The sequence below is a fragment of the Candidatus Nitrotoga sp. M5 genome, assembly GCF_927904885.1.
Classification (GTDB): Bacteria; Pseudomonadota; Gammaproteobacteria; order Burkholderiales; family Gallionellaceae; genus Nitrotoga.
The window spans coordinates 1-20,884 of record NZ_CAKMNW010000010.1; the positions used below are offsets into that span (position 1 = coordinate 1).

At 46.3% G+C, this 20,884-nt stretch carries 20 protein-coding genes; 9 read left to right on the top strand and 11 right to left on the bottom strand.

What is annotated here, in order from left to right; all coding sequences use genetic code 11:
- Positions 1-433 precede the first annotated feature (433 nt).
- From MJ770_RS03860 to MJ770_RS03870, 3 genes are read left to right on the top strand one after another with little or no spacing between them, the layout of a single operon-like run.
- Positions 434-1,213: an N-acyl amino acid synthase FeeM domain-containing protein gene (locus tag MJ770_RS03860; RefSeq protein ID WP_239250290.1), complete on the top strand. Its 780-nt coding sequence runs from the start codon at positions 434-436 to the stop codon at positions 1,211-1,213.
- The gene (locus MJ770_RS03865; RefSeq protein WP_239250291.1) at positions 1,210-2,067 is read left to right on the top strand and encodes a ThiF family adenylyltransferase; all 858 of its coding nucleotides are present in this window, start codon (positions 1,210-1,212) and stop codon (positions 2,065-2,067) included. The genes MJ770_RS03860 and MJ770_RS03865 overlap by 4 nt, the downstream gene beginning before the upstream one ends.
- Complete coding sequence (locus tag MJ770_RS03870; RefSeq protein WP_239250292.1) at positions 2,068-3,147, top strand: molybdopterin biosynthesis protein MoeY; 1,080 nt, start codon at positions 2,068-2,070, stop codon at positions 3,145-3,147.
- Between the two features lie 2 nt (positions 3,148-3,149).
- Here MJ770_RS03870 and MJ770_RS03875 read toward each other — a convergent pair whose 3' ends face one another.
- A complete protein-coding gene (locus MJ770_RS03875; RefSeq protein ID WP_239250293.1) occupies positions 3,150-4,619 on the bottom strand; it encodes a DUF1302 family protein in 1,470 nt (489 codons plus the stop codon).
- 9 nt (positions 4,620-4,628) lie between these two features.
- On the bottom strand, positions 4,629-5,396 hold the full coding sequence (locus MJ770_RS03880; protein ID WP_239250294.1) for an ABC transporter ATP-binding protein: 768 nt from the start codon (positions 5,394-5,396) through the stop codon (positions 4,629-4,631).
- Between the two features lie 1,009 nt (positions 5,397-6,405).
- Here MJ770_RS03880 and MJ770_RS03885 point away from each other — a divergent pair.
- Complete coding sequence (locus MJ770_RS03885) at positions 6,406-7,233, top strand: outer membrane lipoprotein-sorting protein (RefSeq protein WP_239250295.1); 828 nt, start codon at positions 6,406-6,408, stop codon at positions 7,231-7,233.
- An 18-nt stretch (positions 7,234-7,251) separates the two neighbouring features.
- On the opposite strand, the gene MJ770_RS03890 is transcribed toward MJ770_RS03885, so the two are convergent.
- On the bottom strand, positions 7,252-8,463 hold the full coding sequence (locus MJ770_RS03890) for an ABC transporter permease (RefSeq protein WP_239250296.1): 1,212 nt from the start codon (positions 8,461-8,463) through the stop codon (positions 7,252-7,254).
- A gap of 15 nt (positions 8,464-8,478) precedes the next feature.
- Positions 8,479-9,708 (bottom strand): ABC transporter permease, encoded by a 1,230-nt coding sequence (locus MJ770_RS03895; RefSeq protein WP_239250297.1) that lies wholly within the window; start codon positions 9,706-9,708, stop codon positions 8,479-8,481.
- A 312-nt stretch (positions 9,709-10,020) separates the two neighbouring features.
- Here MJ770_RS03895 and MJ770_RS03900 point away from each other — a divergent pair, with 312 nt between their 5' ends.
- Together MJ770_RS03900 and MJ770_RS03905 are read left to right on the top strand one after the other, a co-directional pair.
- Positions 10,021-11,232: a glycosyltransferase gene (locus MJ770_RS03900; RefSeq protein ID WP_239250298.1), complete on the top strand. Its 1,212-nt coding sequence runs from the start codon at positions 10,021-10,023 to the stop codon at positions 11,230-11,232.
- 24 nt (positions 11,233-11,256) lie between these two features.
- The gene (locus MJ770_RS03905; protein WP_239250299.1) at positions 11,257-11,913 is read left to right on the top strand and encodes an acyltransferase; all 657 of its coding nucleotides are present in this window, start codon (positions 11,257-11,259) and stop codon (positions 11,911-11,913) included.
- A gap of 204 nt (positions 11,914-12,117) precedes the next feature.
- On the opposite strand, the gene pepA is transcribed toward MJ770_RS03905, so the two are convergent.
- Complete coding sequence (gene pepA / locus MJ770_RS03910) at positions 12,118-12,942, bottom strand: flocculation-associated PEP-CTERM protein PepA (protein ID WP_239250300.1); 825 nt, start codon at positions 12,940-12,942, stop codon at positions 12,118-12,120.
- 1,136 nt (positions 12,943-14,078) lie between these two features.
- Between pepA and MJ770_RS03915 the strand changes: the two genes are divergently transcribed.
- The 3 genes from MJ770_RS03915 (at position 14,079) to MJ770_RS03925 (ending at position 15,725) form a co-directional block, all read left to right on the top strand.
- On the top strand, positions 14,079-14,348 hold the full coding sequence (locus MJ770_RS03915) for a transposase (protein ID WP_239250301.1): 270 nt from the start codon (positions 14,079-14,081) through the stop codon (positions 14,346-14,348).
- 236 nt (positions 14,349-14,584) lie between these two features.
- A complete protein-coding gene (locus MJ770_RS03920) occupies positions 14,585-15,061 on the top strand; it encodes an IS3 family transposase (protein ID WP_239250302.1) in 477 nt (158 codons plus the stop codon).
- Positions 15,062-15,251: 190 nt separating this feature from the next.
- Positions 15,252-15,725, top strand: coding sequence for an IS110 family transposase (locus MJ770_RS03925; protein WP_239250303.1), 474 nt, complete (start codon positions 15,252-15,254; stop codon positions 15,723-15,725).
- A 560-nt stretch (positions 15,726-16,285) separates the two neighbouring features.
- On the opposite strand, the gene MJ770_RS03935 is transcribed toward MJ770_RS03925, so the two are convergent.
- The 6 genes from MJ770_RS03935 to MJ770_RS03960 all read right to left on the bottom strand — a co-directional run bounded on the left by MJ770_RS03935 (position 16,286) and on the right by MJ770_RS03960 (position 20,859).
- Positions 16,286-17,044: a GAF domain-containing protein gene (locus tag MJ770_RS03935; RefSeq protein ID WP_239250304.1), complete on the bottom strand. Its 759-nt coding sequence runs from the start codon at positions 17,042-17,044 to the stop codon at positions 16,286-16,288.
- 121 nt (positions 17,045-17,165) lie between these two features.
- A complete protein-coding gene (locus MJ770_RS03940; protein ID WP_239250305.1) occupies positions 17,166-18,194 on the bottom strand; it encodes a nucleotidyltransferase domain-containing protein in 1,029 nt (342 codons plus the stop codon).
- Between the two features lie 199 nt (positions 18,195-18,393).
- Positions 18,394-19,314: an HprK-related kinase A gene (locus tag MJ770_RS03945; RefSeq protein ID WP_239250306.1), complete on the bottom strand. Its 921-nt coding sequence runs from the start codon at positions 19,312-19,314 to the stop codon at positions 18,394-18,396.
- Positions 19,315-19,316: 2 nt separating this feature from the next.
- Entirely contained in the window at positions 19,317-19,595 is a 279-nt protein-coding gene (locus MJ770_RS03950; RefSeq protein ID WP_239250307.1) for an HPr-rel-A system PqqD family peptide chaperone, read from the bottom strand.
- 54 nt (positions 19,596-19,649) lie between these two features.
- A complete protein-coding gene (locus MJ770_RS03955; RefSeq protein WP_239250308.1) occupies positions 19,650-20,390 on the bottom strand; it encodes a hypothetical protein in 741 nt (246 codons plus the stop codon).
- A gap of 292 nt (positions 20,391-20,682) precedes the next feature.
- Positions 20,683-20,859 carry a hypothetical protein gene (locus tag MJ770_RS03960; protein ID WP_239250309.1) on the bottom strand — a complete coding sequence of 59 codons (177 nt, stop codon included), beginning with the start codon at positions 20,857-20,859 and terminating at the stop codon, positions 20,683-20,685.
- Positions 20,860-20,884: the final 25 nt, after the last annotated feature.

Below are 20,884 nucleotides of genomic sequence, written 5' to 3' on the forward strand. Positions count from 1 at the left end.
AGCAATCAATATTGAAATCTAATATTTTTTACTTAAATTAGGTCTTTAATCGTTAGCTGTTGAAACCAGAAGATACTTTTTGTCCAGAAATTAGGAATATATGGTAGTGAAAAACACAAAATTCATCATTTTTTCAATATATTCAATCAGTTGCATAACATTAAACAGCTAATGACGACAATCATAGAAGTGTCTTAATTTAGAGACAAATATAAGTGTATTTTTATATGTTATATATAAAATCAATATGTTATTTTGTCTCCAAATGGAGACAAAATAACATTAAATAATCCGTCAAATTAACCGATATGTACTTTACAAATGCTTTGCATAAAAATCATTAACCACATTGCTGAAAAATATTATGACTAGCCTGTAGTAAATTTATGATCATTTTTAATTTAAATAACATAACTAGTGAGGTTTTTTACCAATGATTGCTCAGCCAAATTCTATGGATCAGGAGGATCAAGCCCTCATTACGTTTCCTCCACACCCCTTACAAGATGTGTTAATTCCCAAATTAACATCCGAGACTATCAAAGAGATCCCCTTCGCTCAGCAACAATTTCAAATCCGATTAGCTAATTCGCAAGGAATACGTGAAGCCGCCAGTCTGCTGATCAAGAAGATGTACAGTTGGCGTGGTTATGACACTGACTCTTTAACAGACCCCAACAAGATTACCTTGGTGACCCACTATCATGATGACTTAGTGGGTACCCTCACCATAGGTCTGGATTCCCCCCCCCAAGGTTTAGCAGCTGATGAACTTTACCATCCTGAAGTAGAGCTACTACGTAGCCAGGGTTGTAAACTGTTCGATATCACACGCTTGGCGATTGACCAGAATTTAAAATCCAAAAGAGTAATGCCGGCGTTGCTTCATGTTGCCTATATATATGCAAGCAATATTCATCATTGCACTGATACTTTAATTGAGGTCAACCCTCGACATGTGATATTTTATGAGCGCATGATGGGTTTTAAACAACTTGGCCCAGAGAGAACGTGCCCTCGCGTTAATGCCCCGGCTGTGCTATTGACGCTAAAAATGTCCTATATGCTTGAACAAATTAAAAAATATGGTGGCCTCGGGCCGGACGCAAAAACTACTAGGTCGATTTACCCTTATTTCTTTCCCCACAAAGATGAACTGGGGATCACCCAACGTTTATTGAGAGATGGATATGGCCCTGCCTCACCACTATGAGCACATTTGAATACGAGCAGGCCTTTTCCCGCAATATCGGCTGGCTAACGCGGCATGAGCAGAATCAACTCCGCCACAAAAGGGTAGCGATAGCGGGTATGGGAGGGGTCGGAGGGGTACACCTATTAACTCTTTGCCGGTTGGGTATAGGCAAATTTAATCTGGCCGATTTTGATACCTTTGATCTCGTTAATTTTAATCGCCAGACTGGAGCTGCTGTCAGTACCTTGGGCCAGCCCAAGCTAGATATCATGATCCAGCAAGCGCGTGACATTAATCCAGAACTTGACATCATCGGGTTTACCCAAGGTGTAACGGAGAACAATCTCGATGCCTTTCTGGAAGGAGTCGATCTCTACGTCGACGGGCTGGATTTTTTTGCTTTTCAGGCTCGCCAACAAACATTTGCCCAGTGTGCCGCGAAAGGTATACCAGCCATTACAGCTGCCCCGTTGGGGATGGGTACTGCAGTACTCAATTTTCTACCTGGGGGCATGAGCTTTAAGGATTACTTCCGCCTGGACGACTGTCCCGAGTCGGAAAAACCTTTGCGTTTTCTCCTGGGGCTAGCACCCGCTCGCTTGCAAATGGACTACCTAGCTGACCCATCAACGGTCGACCTGGCTAATCGCAAAGGCCCGTCCACCATAATGGCCTGCCAGCTTTGCGCTGGCGTCGCGGCGACTGAAGCACTTAAAATCCTCTTTGGGCGCGGACCGGTTCGGGCAGCGCCCAAAGGCTACCACTTCGATGCCTATCGCAATAAACTAGAGCTAACTTGGCGACCCGGCGGCAACCGCAACCCTTTGCAGCGTCTCGCCATCGCCATCGCAAAACGCAAACTTGGACTATAAATGCAACCCACACCTCAGCCCATCGCGGATATTCTTGAATTCGCTCGCTGGGCGCCCTCCGGTGATAACACTCAGCCATGGCGCTTTGAAATCCTCGACGAGCATCATCTGATCATCCATGCGTTCGATACCCGCGATCATTGTATCTATGACCTTGATGGGCATCCCAGTCAAATTGCCTTGGGGGCGCTACTCGAGACCCTCGCCATAGCCGCGAGCGCCCATGGTCTGATGGCAGAATTCAGGCGCATTCCTGACTCACCGGATACCCATCCTAACTACTTCGTGAAATTAATCCCAGACAGCCACTTACCGCTAGACACCTTATTACCCTACATAAAACAACGTACTGTCCAGCGTCGGCCCATGCGTACCACCCCCCTCAACGCATCGCAGAAACTGGCCCTGCAAATTGCTGTGGGAAAATTTTACACGGTGCATTGGTTCGAAGGTGGAACACAACGCTGGCAATTAGCTAAATTGATGTTTGACAACGCTAAGCTCAGACTCACACTGCCGGAGGCCTATCTCGTCCACCGTGACATCATCCAGTGGAACGCCCGATACAGCGAGGACAAAGTACCCGATCAGGCCTTAGGGGTGGACAAAATGACCCTAAAGTTGATGAACTGGATCATGGCGAGTTGGCGACGTGTTGATTTTTTTAACACTTACTTGGCCGGACACTTGGTGCCGCGGCTTGAAATGGACTTGCTGCCTGGTCTTTTTTGTGCCGCCCATTTCGTCCTTCTGGCGCACAAAGCGCCTGAGACGATCGACGATTACGTGGCTGCAGGCCGAGCGGTTCAGCGCTTCTGGCTAACAGCCACAAGTCTGAGCCTTCAATTACAGCCCGAAATGACTCCACTTATATTTAGCCGCTATGTGCGTGAAGAGAGGGCATTTAGCCGCCTACCCGGCGCCACGGAAACAGCGGCAAACCTGGGCGCTCGGCTTTCCCGGTTGCTGCAGAACGACGCAGTAGGCCAGGCTGTATTTCTAGGGCGAATCGGCAACGGGCGTTCGGCAACCAGCCGATCCTTGCGCCTGTCAGTTGGACAGTTGGTTAGCGCGAAATAAAGTCAAAAGCTGTATCGCGCCTCTGTATAAACCCGATCTTTGTTGTCGAACTGCCCGAACAGACCAGTATGATGCCCTGAAAAGATATCGGCTCCTGTTGCCAGCCGCCAATTACCATCTAGCTCGTAGGTAAGTTTAAGTTGGGCGAACCAGTCGTTGCGGTTCAAGCTTCTGACCAGCAGCATTTTAGGTTCGAGTTTAGGGTGGAGCGCATGGGTAGTAAGCAACAATGAAATTCCACTTTCGGTTTTGCGTGGCATAATTCCTGAATCATAATTTTGAAAAAAACGCTGAAATATTTGAGTGTTAAATCGCGTTTCCTGCGGAAAATTCCATTCTAAGCCCGCTACGTAATCAAAAATATTTTGCTTAACTAGACCATCCACATCAGCCGCGTTTATCGTACTGAACTGCTTGCCTCTGGTGTATATTGCCTCAGCCTTGAGCACCATCGGCCCAAGATCCTTACTTAATGTGCCACCTATCTGGTGAATACGATCGTGAATGGGCTGAAAGGTGATAACGGGGGTAGGCAGCAGTGAAGCCTGACGCGCAAAGGCCGCCGCTGGATCGTTGGCAGTGTAATAAAAACCGGAGATGTCCCACCCGCTCTTAAGATAGGACAAGCGCGTGCCATAAGCCATGTCATTCAGGCCAGTGGGCTTTTTTTCTGAAGCAATGATCGTCTTAACGCCGGGAATGGGAAGCGGATTAAACGGGTAAAACTCGGACCCAGGCTTTCCTATATCATCGTAGCTCATGTAAGGTATCCATACCCCTTCAGCATGAAAATCCCCCTTAAAATACTCAGCCCGTGCAGCCCACTGTGGAATACGGATAATATCGAAATCTTGTAGTACATGCTGGCGTAAATCCTTGGCCGAGACCACATCGGCAAAAAATAACCCAACCATCTCTCCCCAGATAATATGCTGCCTTCCTAAACGAAAGTCCCAGTTCCCAGTAGAAATATCCGTGTAAGCCTCACGAATCATGGCCTCGAATCGCTGATCTTTGCGCACCGCTTGAGGATAAAAGTCGGTGAGATCATAGATCGGGTCATAATTGATACGCCCGCCCAATTTCCACGCCATCCCACCCTCCGTGCGGCCCTGAGTAGCAAGGTCAAGAATGTTGTTGAACCTGGACCAATGCTGATTGTCGGCGTAGGTATAAGCAAGCTTATTTTGATAAAAACCGGTCAGTCGCAGGTTAAAGGGTAGGTCAGATTTCTCGGTCACTTGCGCAACAGGCAGAACGATGCTAGCCAGTACATTCTCCGAAACGGGTTCCTCGGGGCTGGGAGCAGAGAAGTTAAAAAGGTCGTCGAAAGATTGCGCACTCACGTTATTTTCTTTGCCTTCTGCTCCGTCTGCCGGTGCAACGTTTAACAACAGGACTAGCAGCAAAGCACTGAAAAATCTTGGCCGATAAACTCGCTGACTTTTTTTGGGGTAAACATTCCTTCTCATAAGGTATTCCTATACTACCAACTGACCATCGGCCAGTTTAATCACCCGACCGGCCATCTCCATGACCCGTGCGTCGTGAGTGGAAAAAACAAAAGTTGTGCCCTCATTCTGATTAATGTCTTTCATCAATCTGAGGATACCTTCACCTGTCTTGTGATCCAGGTTGGCAGTCGGTTCATCTGCAAGAATTATGCTTGGACGGGTGGCAAGGGCGCGTGCAATCGCGACTCGTTGACGTTGGCCGCCACTCAACTCATTAGGGCGGTGGTGCGCATAAGGCTCTAGTCCAACCATATTCAGGTAATGCCGCACGCGATCCTGTCGTGTTTTTTTATCTACATCTCGTTGTTGCAATAAAGGATATTCAACATTTTCCCAAGCTGAAAGTACCGGCAACAGATTAAAGGTCTGAAAGACAAATCCTAGTGTATTCAATCGAAGATCAGCCAGTTCATCTGGCGTTTTACCACTTATATCCAGCCCTTCGATCAGAATGCTTCCCGAGGTCGGAGTGTCAATACAACCAATCAGATTGAGCAGGGTCGACTTGCCGCTCCCTGACGGCCCTGCCAGTGCCATGAATTCGCCTTTATGGATAATGAGCGATATGTTAAGTAATGCATTAACTGATTGCTTGCCTAAATAATATTCCTTATCTACTGATCGAACCTCAACAATTATCGGCACGGATTCAACAGCATTTTCACTATCGGGAACAAGCTCCGGTTGCGTACAGTTAACAGCAATATCATCGCCATATCGTTGATTATGTTTCATTTTTCCTCCATTCAGCAAGACACCACTACTGCTTCCAAAACTTCCAAGATAATAATGACCGTCAACTCAGGCAATGTCTGGAACTGACACGAAGGTGCGTCAATTGTATTTCGCATTCCGCAGCGCTGCCAAACTTGTAATCAGTGCTGGAGATTGAATATTATGTAGCGCCTGTCGATCCTGTTTATCAAAAAACTGCCACAACACCGCCTACCGACTAACCAATCACAAAACTTGTGATGAAACAACATGGCTCTACGTGACGTAGCGTGAGCAATCAACTTTTAACCTCCCGCAGAAGAAATATATCCGTTCGCCTTAAGCCAGCCGAAAGTTGAGCAGTGTAATAGCTATCGTCGGCACAGCGGAGAATAACCAACCCAAATATTTCATTTAACCTTAAGTCTAGCAGCCTGTCAGACTTAAAGGAAATCGGCTGAAAATTGAGCTAAGCGGTGTATATTTCACCGCTTAGCTCAATTTTTGCTACGATTCATTAAGTTCGACAGGCTGCTAGCAATCCGTCAATACTTCGACCAGCTCAGGACGAACGGATTTTTAAAAGTACATCCGTACTGAGTTATGATATTCGCCCGAAAGTCGTTGGCAAGAAACAGTGCTATGGTGAATTAGCGTCGTTTTCGGATAAAAAGCCAGTTAAGCAATCGCCATTGAACCGTCATCTGAGTATACAAGAACTCGGCTTGACGCTTTCGCCACAGGCTGTTGCAGCTTATGCATGATGCCAGTTGCCCTTGTTATAAATTTTCAAAAAATATAATTACTGTTTCTTGAGAGTTGATCAAAGTTAATTTAATTTTTAATTAACTATTTCTTGATGTTCATCTTGTATTTAACGAAAGGTTATACGCCACGAATCAAATAGAGCCAAAAAAAGCAGATTCTTACTTCTTGCTTGACAAAAACATGCCCCTATCTTTAACTTTATCGTATGATATTCTACAGTCTTTAATAATCTGGTTTGGATTGACGGATCACTTCATACACTATGTCTATACTTTATCCTTATCTGCAATTCATGACTTTGCTCAACGTTCACATCAAGCGCCACCAACTCAAAGCTTTCTGGCGCACCTTCCTGATTACGATGTTATTGTCGATTTGCACAACTACAGTGGCTGCTGACAAAACAAGTAACAACAATTTTGCACGTGAAATCCTATCGCAAGCAGACCGTATTCGTTTTCCTGACGAAGGCTTCCAGGTTGACGTGACTATCACGACAACAGAACCCGGCACCGATGAAGATGTACGTGTTTACCGGATACTCTCTAAAGGCAACAACCAGACCCTAGTTCAGACCACGGCCCCTGCGGTGGACCGCGGTCAGATACTACTGATGCGGGATCGTGACCTATGGGCCTTTCTGCCCAACCTGTCTCAACCGATTCGTTTGCCGCTTTCACAGAAACTGACTGGCCAAGTTGCGAATGGTGACTTAGCTCGCGCCAATTTCGTGGGTGATTACGAACCCAAGCTCCTGCGCACGGAGAATATTGACGGCGTTTCCTACCGCGTTCTGCAACTAGATGCAGTCGATCGTGGGGTCACGTATAGCAAGGTGCTCTTCTGGATAAACGAAAAAAACAATCGCCCCTATAAAGCTGAATTCTATGCGCTCTCAGGCCGACTACTAAAAACCGGCCATTACCAAGCGTATCGTGCGCTGGGTGGTGATCTGCGACCAACCCAACTAATCATAGAAGACAGTCTGCGTCATGGTCGTCGTTCAGCTCTTGAATATCGCGACATGGTTATACGCGACCTGCCAGACAAAATATTCTCCAAGGACTATCTGAAAAAGCTCAGTCGCTGATACTGCATTTCACCTCCCTCAAATATTATGGCGCAGTGCATCAACTACCGGCAAGCGTGAGGCGCGACGAGCTGGGAGCACGGCAGCCATAACCGCCGCCAGCACGCCAATCAGGGCTGCTGCCACAAGCACCCTCGGTACCAGTACAATTGTAGCAGTATAGCCAGAGCTCGAGCCGGGCGGTGGCGGCATGGCAATGCCGATGCCCGAAATAATGCCTGCAAGCACGACTCCAATGACTACGCCGAGCACGCTGCCGAGCAAACCCAGCAGCCCATTTTCAAGCAGTATCAATTTGAAAATTTGGTGCCGACGCTGCCCTAAGGCAAGTAAAGTTCCGAATTCGCCAGTGCGCTCATAAACCACCATATTGATGGTACTGGCCACACTTAAAATCAGCATAACAAGAATAATAGCCTGCAACGCCCCGAATTGGCGCCGATACAATGCCTCAGTTTTTTGATAAAAATCGGCCAACTCATGCCAAGGCTTTACGACATAGCCAAGCGGTTCTAACTTGGATCTGGCGATCGCTGTCACCGTGTCAGTTACAGTAGTATCGTCCAGCAACACGACAGCGCTATGTACCGACTGGGTGAACAACAACTCCTTTGCGGCTGGTAACGAAATTCGTACGGCTCGATCGTCATATTCCTTAGAGAATGTACGGAACACGCCCACGACCTCATACTCGAGCATATTCAGAGCGCCTTCAGATGTATTCACCATCAATGTCACGAAGCTGCCAGGACGCAAATCAAGAGCAGCGGCAACACCCTCTCCAACAACCACACCAAATGCGTCCGCAATCCGCAGCGACCGGCCGGCAACGATTGTAGTGGCGGTTCCCAACTTCGCTTCCTTGTCCGGCTCGATGCCTTCGCCAATGATGGGCAAATCTGCGCGACCGTTGTTAGCTAATCCGGAAAAGTTCACACGTGCCATGATGGCCTGAACATTCGGAATAGTACGTACCACGTCCACTACCTCCTTCGGACGCGTTATCATATATCGCGCTGGGTCACGCCGACCATACTCGAGATAGCCGCTCCTCAAAACTTGCACATGCCCAATACGCGAATGTATTGTCGACTCGCGCAACTGCACAAACACATCCTCGACAAAACCACCACTGATGATAATGGAGACCACCCCAGTGATAATTGCCGCCAACGTCAGCGCAGTACGCAAACGATTGCGGAAGATATTGCGAAAGGCGAGCTTTAACATGGCTTCCGCATATCCTCAAATATTATGCCGCAACGCGTTAATAATTTGCAGGCGCGAGGCTTTCCATGCCGGGTATAAACCCGCCAGTGCAGTAGTAATAAACGCAATCAGAAACGCAGTCACCATTACGTTCAGGGTAATCCGAATTTTGCCAGTGTACCCTTCTTCCATGCCGGGGGGTGGCGGCATAGGTATACCAATTGAGGAGATCAATTCGGCAAGCCCGTAACCTACAATTAGTCCCATGGATGCACCGACCAGCCCGAGCAAAAGTCCCTCAATAGCGAACATTTGAAGGATTTTTTTTCGCTTGAATCCGATGGCTAGCAGCGTGCCAATTTCACCAGTACGTTCAAGCACATTCATCACAAGCATATTGGAAATGCTGAGCACGATAATGAAGCCAATAATCAGCCGCAACACGTTCATTTGCTGCGAAAATAGCGCCACCGTCTTGTTGTAAAAATCTGCTTGCTGATACCAGGGCACAAACTCCAACTTATGCGCCGATGCAGGGAAGCGGCTGCGGAACTGCGCGAGAAAATCATCCGTGCGATCAGTCTCATTAAGTAGTATTAGCCAAACGTGGGCACCGCTAACGCGAAGCAGTGATTGCGCCTGACTGATGGGCAGATTCAGAGCGGAATCATCGAAAGCCTGGTTGGGACTGACAAACACTCCGGCAACTTTCATCTCGGCGGCGTTGATACCACCACCTGAAGCGGTCGCAAGCAGCGCCACGGTATCACCCGGTTTTACATCAAGGTTACGCGCCAGACCACGCCCCAGAACCACCTCTTTTGCAGCCGCATCATTGAGATTCCGACCTTCTACAATACGCACGGCCTGACTCAACTCCGCTTCCTTTTGTTTTTTTGGGTCGACACCTACTGCCACAAATGCGACGGTTGTCTCACCGTGGCTGATGAGTCCCGTCACCGCCAGCCGCGGCGCCACTAACTTGACACCTGGAGCGGACTCGATCTCGCTGCGCTGCGGCGAGTTTTCCGGCAAAATATAAGCATAAGGATTGGCTGCACCCGCATGGAGATATCCTGGTCGCATAACCTGAATATGGCCTAATTCGGACTGGATGGTGCCTTCTCGCATACCCCAGAAAACCCACTGAATAAAGCCGTCAGCAAGCACTAGTGCAATTACACCAACAGCTACCATAAGCAAGGCTGCCAGCGCTCGCCGCCGATTGCGGGCCAGATTGCGCGCGGCGATCAACAAATTAGCCATATTACTCCCATGTGTCTGAGTTGACTACAGAGCAATCCATCAATATAACGGAATAGCATCATTGTAGGAGCGGAATCAACCGTGCAGGACGCATCAGCAGAAAGCGCACAACACATTGGAAGCACAAAATCCGCATAGGGTACAATGTGTTTCGCTGATTGATACATTGCATTGACAGTACTTCATGCCTTGCAATGACAGCTGGATTATAGTTTCGGTGCCGCCCATCCAGTACCTCCCATTTAAAATCCAATAAGTCATGGCGCATAATAATTCCCGTGTTATGGTATTACTTTCTTGGGCGTGAGTGCAATGAAAATTCGAAGCAAACCTGTCGTTCTCCTTGTTGCTGAAGCGGTCACTCTTGCGCATTTCGCGAGGATTGTGACCCTGGCGAGGGCGCTAGATCCTTCTACCTATGAAGTTGTTATCGCCTCTGATCCTCGTTATATTAATTTGGAAAAAAATTTTGACTGTGAGTTTCATCCCATTCGATCCATTCCATCCGCCGAATTCGAGCAAGCCCTTAACAAGGGCAAGCCGCTATATAGTGTTGAGACGCTCACCAATTACGTTGAAGACGATTTAAAGTTACTCGACAGCGTCAAACCCGATTTAGTTGTCGGAGACTTCAGACTGTCTTTGGCGGTGAGTGCCCCATTGCGCCATATTCCTTATGCCGCAGTGGTTAATGCTTACTGGAGCCCGTTTGCAGACACCAATTATCCAGTACCGGATCTGCCTATAACCAGAATTCTGGGGATCAGACTTGCGCAAAAATTGTTCGATGCCGCGAGACCCATCGCCTTTGCCTTGCATGCACGTCCACTGAACCAGCTGCGTCGCCGCTATGGGCTACCGTCTCTGGGGCTGGATATTAAAAATGCCTATACTTGGGGCGATCATGTTCTATATGCGGACACCTCCGAAGTTGTGCCAACTCGCAATTTGCCAGCCCACCATCGCTATCTCGGCCCAGTGCTCTGGACCGCCAAAACACCGCTGCCACAGTGGTGGAGCAGCCTGCCCGAAGACAGGCCGGTAGTATTACTGACTTTGGGTAGCTCTGGGCAGGCCGACCTTCTGCCGATGGTGCTCACCGCCTTATCGCGACTACCGCTTACAGTTATCGTCGCCACAGCTGGGAAAGTCGCGCTGGCCGATACGCCAGCCAATGCGTACATTATCGACTACCTGCCCTTAGACATCGCAACCCGTCGCTCGAAAGTAATAATCTGTAACGGCGGCAGCCTAACCACCTATCAGGCACTTACCAGCGGGCTGCCGATCATTGGTCTGTGCTCCAATATGGATCAACTATTGAACATGGTTGCCATTGAACGATTGGGAGCAGGTATAAGTCTGCGTGCCGCGAATGTTCAACCTGGTCAACTGAAAGATGCCGTCCATACCCTGCTTAGCAACCCCACTTACGCTCGGACAGCCGAGCAAACAGGTGAGCAATTCAGACAAGTTGATGCTGGGCAACGCTTTCGAACATTCATATCTGAAGTTTTGGGTTAGCAAAGTCCAATCAGGAGAGTAATTATGCGTAAAATCACCCTGCCGCAAGTCGCGTTGTTTTTTCTGCTTCTCGGCACCATTCTGGTGCTTGGCGTAACTACCACTTACGGGTTACTTGGATCGTTATCGCTCGGTGATTTTCGAGGAATTGCTATGGTGGGAGGAGCAGTCGTAATCATCTATTTATACGCCTTTGTCATGTATCGACTTTTTCTGCATTTCATGCCATTAGTTGAAGGCAGCTTGGATGAAGGATCGCGTGATGAATTCGCTGCCCAAGTCAATATCCTTTTCTACCTCATGCTTTTCAATAGTTTAATCCGCACTCATTTTATACCGGTGCCGTTGATGCGGTTAATTTATCAAGCGCTTGGCGCCCGGATGGGTGCCAACACCTATAGTGCCGGCACCCTGCTAGATCCGCCATTGACCGAGCTGGGTGCCAACTGCATTATTGGCCACGATGCCGTACTTTTTTGCCATGCCATCGAAGGGCGCCACTTCACGCTATCCCGCATACGAATCGGCAACAACGTCACAATCGGCGCTACCGCTATCGTCATGTGTGGCGTCATCATTGGCGACGATGCCATCGTCTCGGCCGGAGCCGTCGTGCTGAAAGACACCCGAATCGGCCCTGGAGAAGTCTGGGGAGGGGTGCCGGCTAAGCGTCTTAGATAAGCAATTATCAGTCCGCAGCTTGGCTTTATCACTATTACATTGTGATGCATTGCCAACTACTTTATTGGAGGGTACGACTATATGAATTAAGCCGAGCCTACGATTTACCAAAAGCAAGTTTTGACCGTAATGACGACTAAGCGCATATAACAAAAAAGGCCAGGTTTAAACCTGGCCCTTTCGAGATACGAATCGCTATCGCGCTTAAGCTTTCTTACGACGGCGCACTAACGACAATCCAGTCAGACCTAAGCCCAGCAAAGCCAAAGATCCAGGCTCAGGCACTGTGCTTGCTATAAAGTTTTGATTACCGTCAGCTTGCAGTGCTATATGGCCTGCTGGCAAAAGTTGAGTGCCGCCGCCAACATCAGGCATACTAGGATTGGGAGTAACCCATCCAGTTTGACTTGCGCCCAGTTGCAAAGAGGTTGTTGCTGTTGACGTAGCCAAATCTGGATTAATATAAGTATTATTTGTATTTGTAATTACCGCCTGAAGGGTAGCAAGTCCGCCATTAAGGATGTCAAATCCACCGCCTGGCTGGGCCAATATCGAACCGGTGATTATCTCTATACCATCGGTAATGCCCGCTCCAGTTACCATATTTACATCGGGAGTGGTGTCATACCAAATAGAGAATGTGCCAGAGTTAACAGCAAAAGTAGACGCTGTGCAAATTACACCATTATCTGCTGTACACGTACCAGTCTCATTAATTTTGGCTTCAATAGTATATTCATAGGTATCCAGAAATATACCCAACATCGGAATATTGAGACCGTTAATATCAAGGACATTGCTGGCTTTAGCATAGTACGTCAAGTCAAAAGTAGTGGTCAGCCCAGTTAATGCCCCTGAGTTAAAACCATCAACAACGGCTGTACCATTTGAGGCCCAGTCAAACCCACCCCAAGTGTTATGATTACCGTCAGCATTAGTGAGTGTTAAGGCACTCGCCACTGAACTGCAAGTAAAGGCTGCAACAACTGCAGCACTAATCGCATAGTGTTTCAGCTTACTGTTCATCATTTAAATTCTCCTTCTTAAAAGTTGTAATTAAAATATTCGGGTACTTCGGCCCAAAAATCATTAAAAGCCTCACTCTACTTAAAGCAAAATACGTACCACTTAAAAATAAAGCTTATTAATCATAATAATAAAAATTTAACACGGGGAAAAATAATGCCTATGAAGTGCACATGTAAAAATTTTCGACATTCAACTGCAAATCTGAGGTCAGATCGTTTTGGTCTATGCATTTTCAAGAGTGAAGTATCTGAAAGTCGAGAACTGGCAGTTCATACTATGTGATTCGGCCAAGTGAACTTGAAGTTGAAGGTAGCGCATTGTGTAGCTTACATACAAATCAGCTCAAACACATCTTGTCCGGCTCAATCGTAGCATCGATTCTTGTCTGATTCATAGTCAGCGCCTCTAATTAGTTTCAATTTCATAACTTAAGAGCAACCCTCTGTAAAAAATTCTAAATACTAATTAATAATGCCAGATTGAGCATTAAATGTATAAATTCAATAAAATCAATGAAATTATTAATAGTATTTATTACTCAACTACCACCTGCTAAAGAAGGTGGGCTGAGGCCATGACCGCCATCCACCCAAAATGGGCAAACCGTGGAAGACTCCGCTAAATCCTATTCATAGAACGCATGATAAAAAAATCATAGCATTTAATGCTCCACTATATGCACACATTGATGAAAATAAATTCCATTAGTTTTCAATAGTGGACACCACTAATGCTTAGTCTGAAATAATGCGACATTTTTATTTCATAATTATCAACGAACACATAAAGCACATGTGTAAAAATTATCGACATATGATTGAGAATAGTCAAACTGTCTGTTTGAATTTATGCATCTTCTGCAGGGAAGTCTCTCGAAGATTGAGATATGTCAGTTCGGTTGAGTAGCGTCGGTTGCTGCCTGATATACGACCGACTAGCCGTCCACTGTGATCTGCACAGCTGCAACGATGGTGACTGTGTTTTCGGAACCTCGACCGAGCTTACCCGGGCGCTCACCACATAGGTAGAGTCACCTCTGAAAGTCAGCAGACAATGCGGCAGTTGCCTAATCCTGTAGTGGTCTAATAGAAACGCACACCTCGATAGGATTATTATTCAGCTAGAGAGGAATCGCAATGAGCAAGCACCGCAAGCATTACGAAGCCGCATTTAAATTAGAAGTTGCACGCATGGTAGTTGATCAAGGACTGAGTATCACGCAAATTGTAAAAGACATGAGCATAGGCCGTACAGCGGTGAGCCGCTGGATTGAACAATATCGGGCTGAGCAACTAGGTAAACCCAGTATCGGTAAGCCTGTCACTGTCGAGCAGCAACGCATCCGCCAACTGGAGACCGAGATCCGCCAACTGCACGCTGACAATGAACTATTAAAAATGCATTGACCTTCTTTGCCCGCGAATTGAGATGATCTACAACCTCATTAAGCAATGGCAACAGAAGGCCATCAGCCAAGCATGTCGCATATTACAAATCAGCCGCTCGGGATATTACACCGCCAATTGACGCATCGAGAAGCCAGCTATTTGTGTCGCCAGTGTGCAGGTTAAAGCCGCTTTCGTGACGAATCAACGCTGCTATGGCAGTCGTTGTATCGTTGACGAGCTAAAGGCGCAGCACATTGTTATGGGTTGATACTAAAGTGCGTCGCTTAATGCGTGAAGCGGGTTTAAATCCGGTTTGGAAGAAGAAGTTTGTGAGCACCACCGACAGTAAACACGATCTACCCGTGGCAGAGAACTTGCTGAATCGTCAATTCAATCCCCCGAAATTGAATCAGGCTTGGGCATCTGATATTACTTACATCCGTACCAAAACAGGTTGGCTGTATTTGGCATCGGTGATGGATTTATATTCACGCAAGATCATCGGCTGGGCGATGAGTCCCACGATGCTAGCGGCCTTGGTCTGTCAGGCGTTGCAGATGGCGATTGGACAGAGGCAAACAACGGTTGGACTGATATTGCATTCAGACCGAGGTAGTCAATACGCCAGCAACGAATACCAGGCCTTGTTGAAACAAAATGGCATCATTTGTAGCATGAGTCGCAAAGGTAATTGTTGGGATACTCAGTTTAATATGGTTTGGAATGCCTGATTTGATCTGACCCGTGTTGGGATTGGCGAAGTAGTGCCTTTGCGTTGACCTGTCGATCTGGCCTAGGCATTCCCCGAGCGTTGCCGGGCCCATTACATGTGACCTAATAGGAGCGTTGAATTGCACCGTAAGTATCCTGTCCGGTAAGTGGGGTTGGTAATGCGCCAATCTTGACTGAGGAGTATAAAATATGGACGGCACATTGATTCAAAATGAAGTTATGCTTGGCGCTGATACCCATTTAGATAAACATGTTGGTGTAGTCATTAACCACCAGGGTAAAGTGATAGGTACACATACCTCCATATCGACTAATAGAGCAGGTTATCTAAAATTGCTAACATGGGCACGTTCTCTCGGAAATATACGACGTGCAGGTGTTGAAGGAACAGGAACATATGGCGCTGGTCTTACCCGTCTATTGCGCGAGGAGGGTATTGAGGTATGGGAAATAAATCGTCCTGATCGTGCTAAGCGTAGACTTCAAGGTAAGTCAGATCCGACTGACGCTGAAAGTGCAGCACGAACAGTACTTTCTGGTAACGCAACAGCATTCCCAAAGTCACAGTCGGGTGTAGCTGAAGCACTGCGTATGTTATCGGTTGCCAGGCGTAGCGCAGTCAAGGCGAGGACACGAACAATAAATCAGCTCAGATCAGATTGAGACTAGTTCACGTAATTACTTGATCACTACATCCTTACTAAGGCTTTGAAATAAATTAAAGCAGCCTCTAACAATTAAAAAGCAATATTTATAGCCGCGCGCACGAAGGCAAATAAAAACCTTCAACAACACCTTCAGGTTCATTACCAGAAAGATGCTATTGGTCAATGCTTCACTAGTGTGTTCTGTTTTTGCCCGGACGTAATTCAGCTTATAACCATTCTTGCCTTGCCCAAACTTGCCTTCAATCGGGATTGCGCTGCCGGTAGCCTTCACGCTTTTTCTTTTTTAGCGGTTTGAATTCAGATTTATTTTATTCGGTTTTGCCTGAATACATGACAGGAAATCTCGGGTAGACAATCCCAACGCCCCAAAAAATCACGTTCAAGTCGGCGACACCCCTAAACACACAATTAACAATCAATTTATTATCAACATTTTTCAAAATTGCCGGACTCTACTGACTTCTACTAAATTAATTCGGATTCGGGTTATAACCCCTAAAATAGCTACGACTTTCTTTTAAAATCAGCTTGCTGCAATACAGGCATATCATCTGTCTATTTTTCTAATTTTCGTTCCATACGCTTACTGTGTTGTTGTAAATTATCGCTCAACTGGCTAATAATTTCAGAAGCCGCGCCGATAATTTGATTTGAGCTGAATCCTCCACGGGCCATTTCTTTGTAAAAAGATTTTGCAAATATTTTCGCCACTTGATCTGGATTGTGAAACACATTCCCCAAAGATGCGCCTATATTATTTTGGGCTTCTCGGGCCAACGCAAGTTGTGCAAAGCGTGAATTTAAAATGCTCTGTAATTGGATAGTTTGGATCGATTTACCAATGAATAAAGCAACCACTTTAAGGAGGTTCAAGTCAACCAGACTGAATGCAATCTCGCACAGGTGACCACTTACGTTAACTACACCTACAATGTGCCCACTAATTGTGATTGGCGATAATATCAAACTTTTACCCGGTTCATTTGCACGTCGAGCCAGTTTGGCGAATTTCGACTGGCTAATATCATCAATCAACAATGCCTGCCCAGTTGCAATCACATGACCAGCAATTCCCTCGCCCTTCCCTATCGATTCTTTATAAGCTTCAGTCGGCATGGGACCGTAGCTAGCGCACACACTCATAAGCAAATTGTCGGGTTCGCCATCATTCAGCAGCATGATTGAGCAATTGGTGGCGCTCAATATTTTTGCCGTCATTTCAGCGAGTTGCGCATAACTGTCATTAAGGTTGCCATTTTCTAAGAAATTGGACAGGTCCTGAAGCTTAATCAGCGGAGTTTCCACATCAGCCATTGTGAGATCATCCTTAATCTATACTATGTTTAACAGTTAAGTAGCCAAGCTTTCTCTGATCCAAGCACATAAACAAATAATCATTTTATACCGCAAAATAATCAGCAGAGTTACGGAACAATTATTCAGACTTAGGTGAAATGAATGCCTTATGGAAAAGATGACGTGCAAGAAGCAAGCGAGGCATGCGTAACCAGGTTGCACGTATATAAAGCATTTGCCTTGCTGCACCGGTCAACCAATCGGAGCAGCTCTTGTGGACTGGCATGAGCGCGCGTTCAAAAAGTTGATCTGTAATAATTAAAGTTAACGGGTTAGGGCGACCACTTTGGGCAACTTTAATCATGTCTGAGGGAACAGGAGTATTTAAAATATTTACAGTATAACGTAAGGCGTAAAAAAGCGGTCGTGTTAACTCCAGTTCATGTGCTCGCACAGATAGACTTGGCCAGAACGCTGGCAAGCTGCTGAAATGGCGTAACAAACTATCAATATCAACCAAATCCCGCAGTCCCTGATCCAGTTGATCATTATGGAAAAGGTGTACAGCACTGTGGAGCACCATATCGGCCGGGGCAAATACCTTTAAATCGTCGTAGCCTTCAATTAACTGTGCTGCTGTTCGGAGCTTCACCGAATCAGGATGAAGCGCTGCCGTTTCCGGCAATATCGCATGATGCACGTCGATGACCGTCATTCGTTTAATATGCTGCATAGGCGGCAATTCATGCATCCATGTACGATAGTAACGCTGGTCATAGGCATCGTGATGCGTCGCAGCCCAACCATGCAGCATCAAGGTGGCTTCTACGGCATTGAGGCTCGCTTTAGGTACGATGATATCGATATCAGAGAAAAGTCTTCCCTTTGCGGGCGGCAATTTTGCCATGACATAGGCAGCACCCTTGAGGAGAACGACCGGCACCCCCGCTTTCGCCAAAGCTTGTCGAATTTGCGTTACCTCCCAGTGAACAGCTTGAACATGTTTTTCAGAGATTACGCGTGACCATTTCAGATGTTCGCGGGGTTTTTGGGGTACTTGCTCGAGTAAGCCGCGCTCGTCAAGTAAAATGCATATGCGTGCCAACAGATTGGCGCGGCGTGCTTGGCGTATAAGTAAATCCCAGTCTGGCAGACTTAAGGAAACCAATGCGTCGGGCTCTCTAAGAGCTTGTATGATTAAGTAATCAGGAATCACATTTGGTATGTCTGTCAAATATTATGTGATAATTTGTTTGCCATTGCCTAATCCAATCTTAGCTCGAGAGGGCCAGAAACCCATATCACATCCTTGAGAAGGAAGTCTGAGGCAGCGTAATGACAAGTATCCTACACCCACACACAGGTGATTATTTACTAGAAGCTTGGGGCGTTAACGCACCAAATATTTCAATAGCATCATCCAGTTTGCTGTACGTAAAATCATAGCACAGAGATCCATCAATCAAACGTGCCATAGTTCTAAAGCCGTTGAGTCCAAGCAGGCTGTAATTAAAAGAATTATCCGCAACCCGCATAAAAGCATGAGCTTGAGGCAATGTCTCCAAACACGCTGTAGAACCCGCCTGATACTTTGGAAAAATAACCCACGCAACTTGTACGACCTCTGACGCGCGAGCTACGCTATCAGACGATGCTTTCATATGAGCAACCGTACCCTTTAACGTATCATCCACCTTACGACTGAAAATCGCACTGGGCTCATAACGCCTGATGATCTCGATCGACTCGTTTTTTAAGCTTACAGGGCGCGGAAGCGGGATGAGTTTTCCATCACCAACACGAACCAAAGCAAGTTCATCAGACAGTAATCTCCATCCGCGGTTTACCAATGCTGCGCAAAGGGTACTTTTGCCCGAGCCAGGAGGAGCGGGCAAAAGTACCGCATAACCACCTTTTTCCACCACCGCCGCATGAACAATCAAACAGTGATTTACATGATTAGATACGCACCAATTCAGCCCCCACTCCAACATGGGAAAAGCCTGATCGAGCGGCAAAGGTTTAAATATAGTGTTTCCATCAAATGAAAATAACGCCTGTGGCTTGAACCATCGTCTCAGGTTGCGTGGGCGAGTTAGGCTAACGTGGAAATCCGCAAAATCGGCCTGTTCAGCCAAGGGATAATCGGCGTAAAGTAATCCGACACTTTCAGACACTCCAGGGATCGAAGTTTGCAAATGTGTAATGAAAGAACCGGTTCGAAGAAATATCCCCGATTTTTTAAGGCGGAATTTAAGTTCAGATGGCGTTAATGCAGAAACATTCAAAATTAGCTAAACTCTATCAGTCCAAGCGTATTAAGCTCACCGAGGAGATGTTCAATTTGAAATAAAAACTCCTCATGCGTTACTTTTTTTACTTGTAGTCGTGGGGCAAGCGCTTCAGTCAACAATTGTGCTTTTAATGGCGATTTTCGTAACTCTAACAATATTTGAACAGCCGTCGAACCCAGTAGATGGGTATCTCCCGAAAGCTTATTATAAAACACCCACTCATTGCCCCATGAGCAGCAGTTCACTTCTTGATCGGAAATAACTTGCCATTTCATTTTGATCAGTATTTTTAAGGGGAAAACAGGGCCAAAGCTGGTTGTTGCGATAAATCAGCTTTGAGTTAACTGCAAATACTCAATGATTTGTGCTGCATTCCAAGTTACACCAGCAGTTGGGGCAAAAGTACCACTTGCTTGCCATTCATAGAACATCGATTGAATAGTTGATACAGACAAATAAGGAGTAGCGCCGTTTCTTGCACGGAATAAAGCTATTACAAGATGTTTTAATAGTTCTTGTGTCTGAAAAGAAGGGTTTGGAGGTGCAATTACAGAAGCTACAGTCGGCGACGTTTGAGTACTTGTGCCCGTGCCCTTCTTAAATTTTGAACCTGATGAAGCGCCTAACGCCGCCATGTAGCTCGCGGCGCCTAATTGATTTTTCTGCACCGACTGTACAGGAGCGGTAACACTTTCAAGTTTAGGATCCGGCCAAGGAGTTTCCAACATATCTGACAACAGCCTATTTTTATATGGAGTATCCGACTGACTTAACGGGAACGCGGATATAAATTGTTCGTTTGGATCTGGAGGAAGTAGCACCGGGGGAGGGGGTGCGGGGCAAGCACCATGCTGGCTGGTATTACCAGATATAAAACCAGATGGTGACAAGCAAAATGCTGTTTGACCCAATACGGGTCGGCTAGCGAGCGTTAGAATTATACCTGACGCAGCTAAACCAGACGTAGCAAAGCGTCTACGAGATTCGCCTGAAAATTTTATTTGATCAGCGGCATCCTGAGATAACTGCTGTTTTTCCAGCTCATCATTTTTATCCAAATTGATAGTCATCAAATTATCCTTCCATTAACGTTACATCCTGCATTTCATTTGCTACCACAACTCAATAATTTAATGTCATGTAGCAATGAGGAAGCTGATAGAATCCTTAACAATGGATTAAGCAAAATTCATGCCGAATACAATATGTAAACAACATTATATTAATAACCAATAGATTACATTGTTAATTTTTTAGCACCTTATTGCTCTACTAAATATTTTAATTACAATGTAAAAATTTCCGACATTAAAATCAATTATTAATGTCAGTTATATTGATATTGACTCAGGCATAAACTTTTTAATCTCTAGCAGAAAGGGATGAACCCGTTCGTCCCGCGCCAGTCGAAGAATGAGCGGATTGATTCTTCGCCAGCGGAAAACTTCCTTCCAATCGTTGCGCATTACGACTTGTTACTGCTTGCAGCACAAGCATTTTTGCCTCAGCTGACAAGACATCTTCACTTCCTGTGGACACATTTCTGCGCCTAAACCAACTCCAC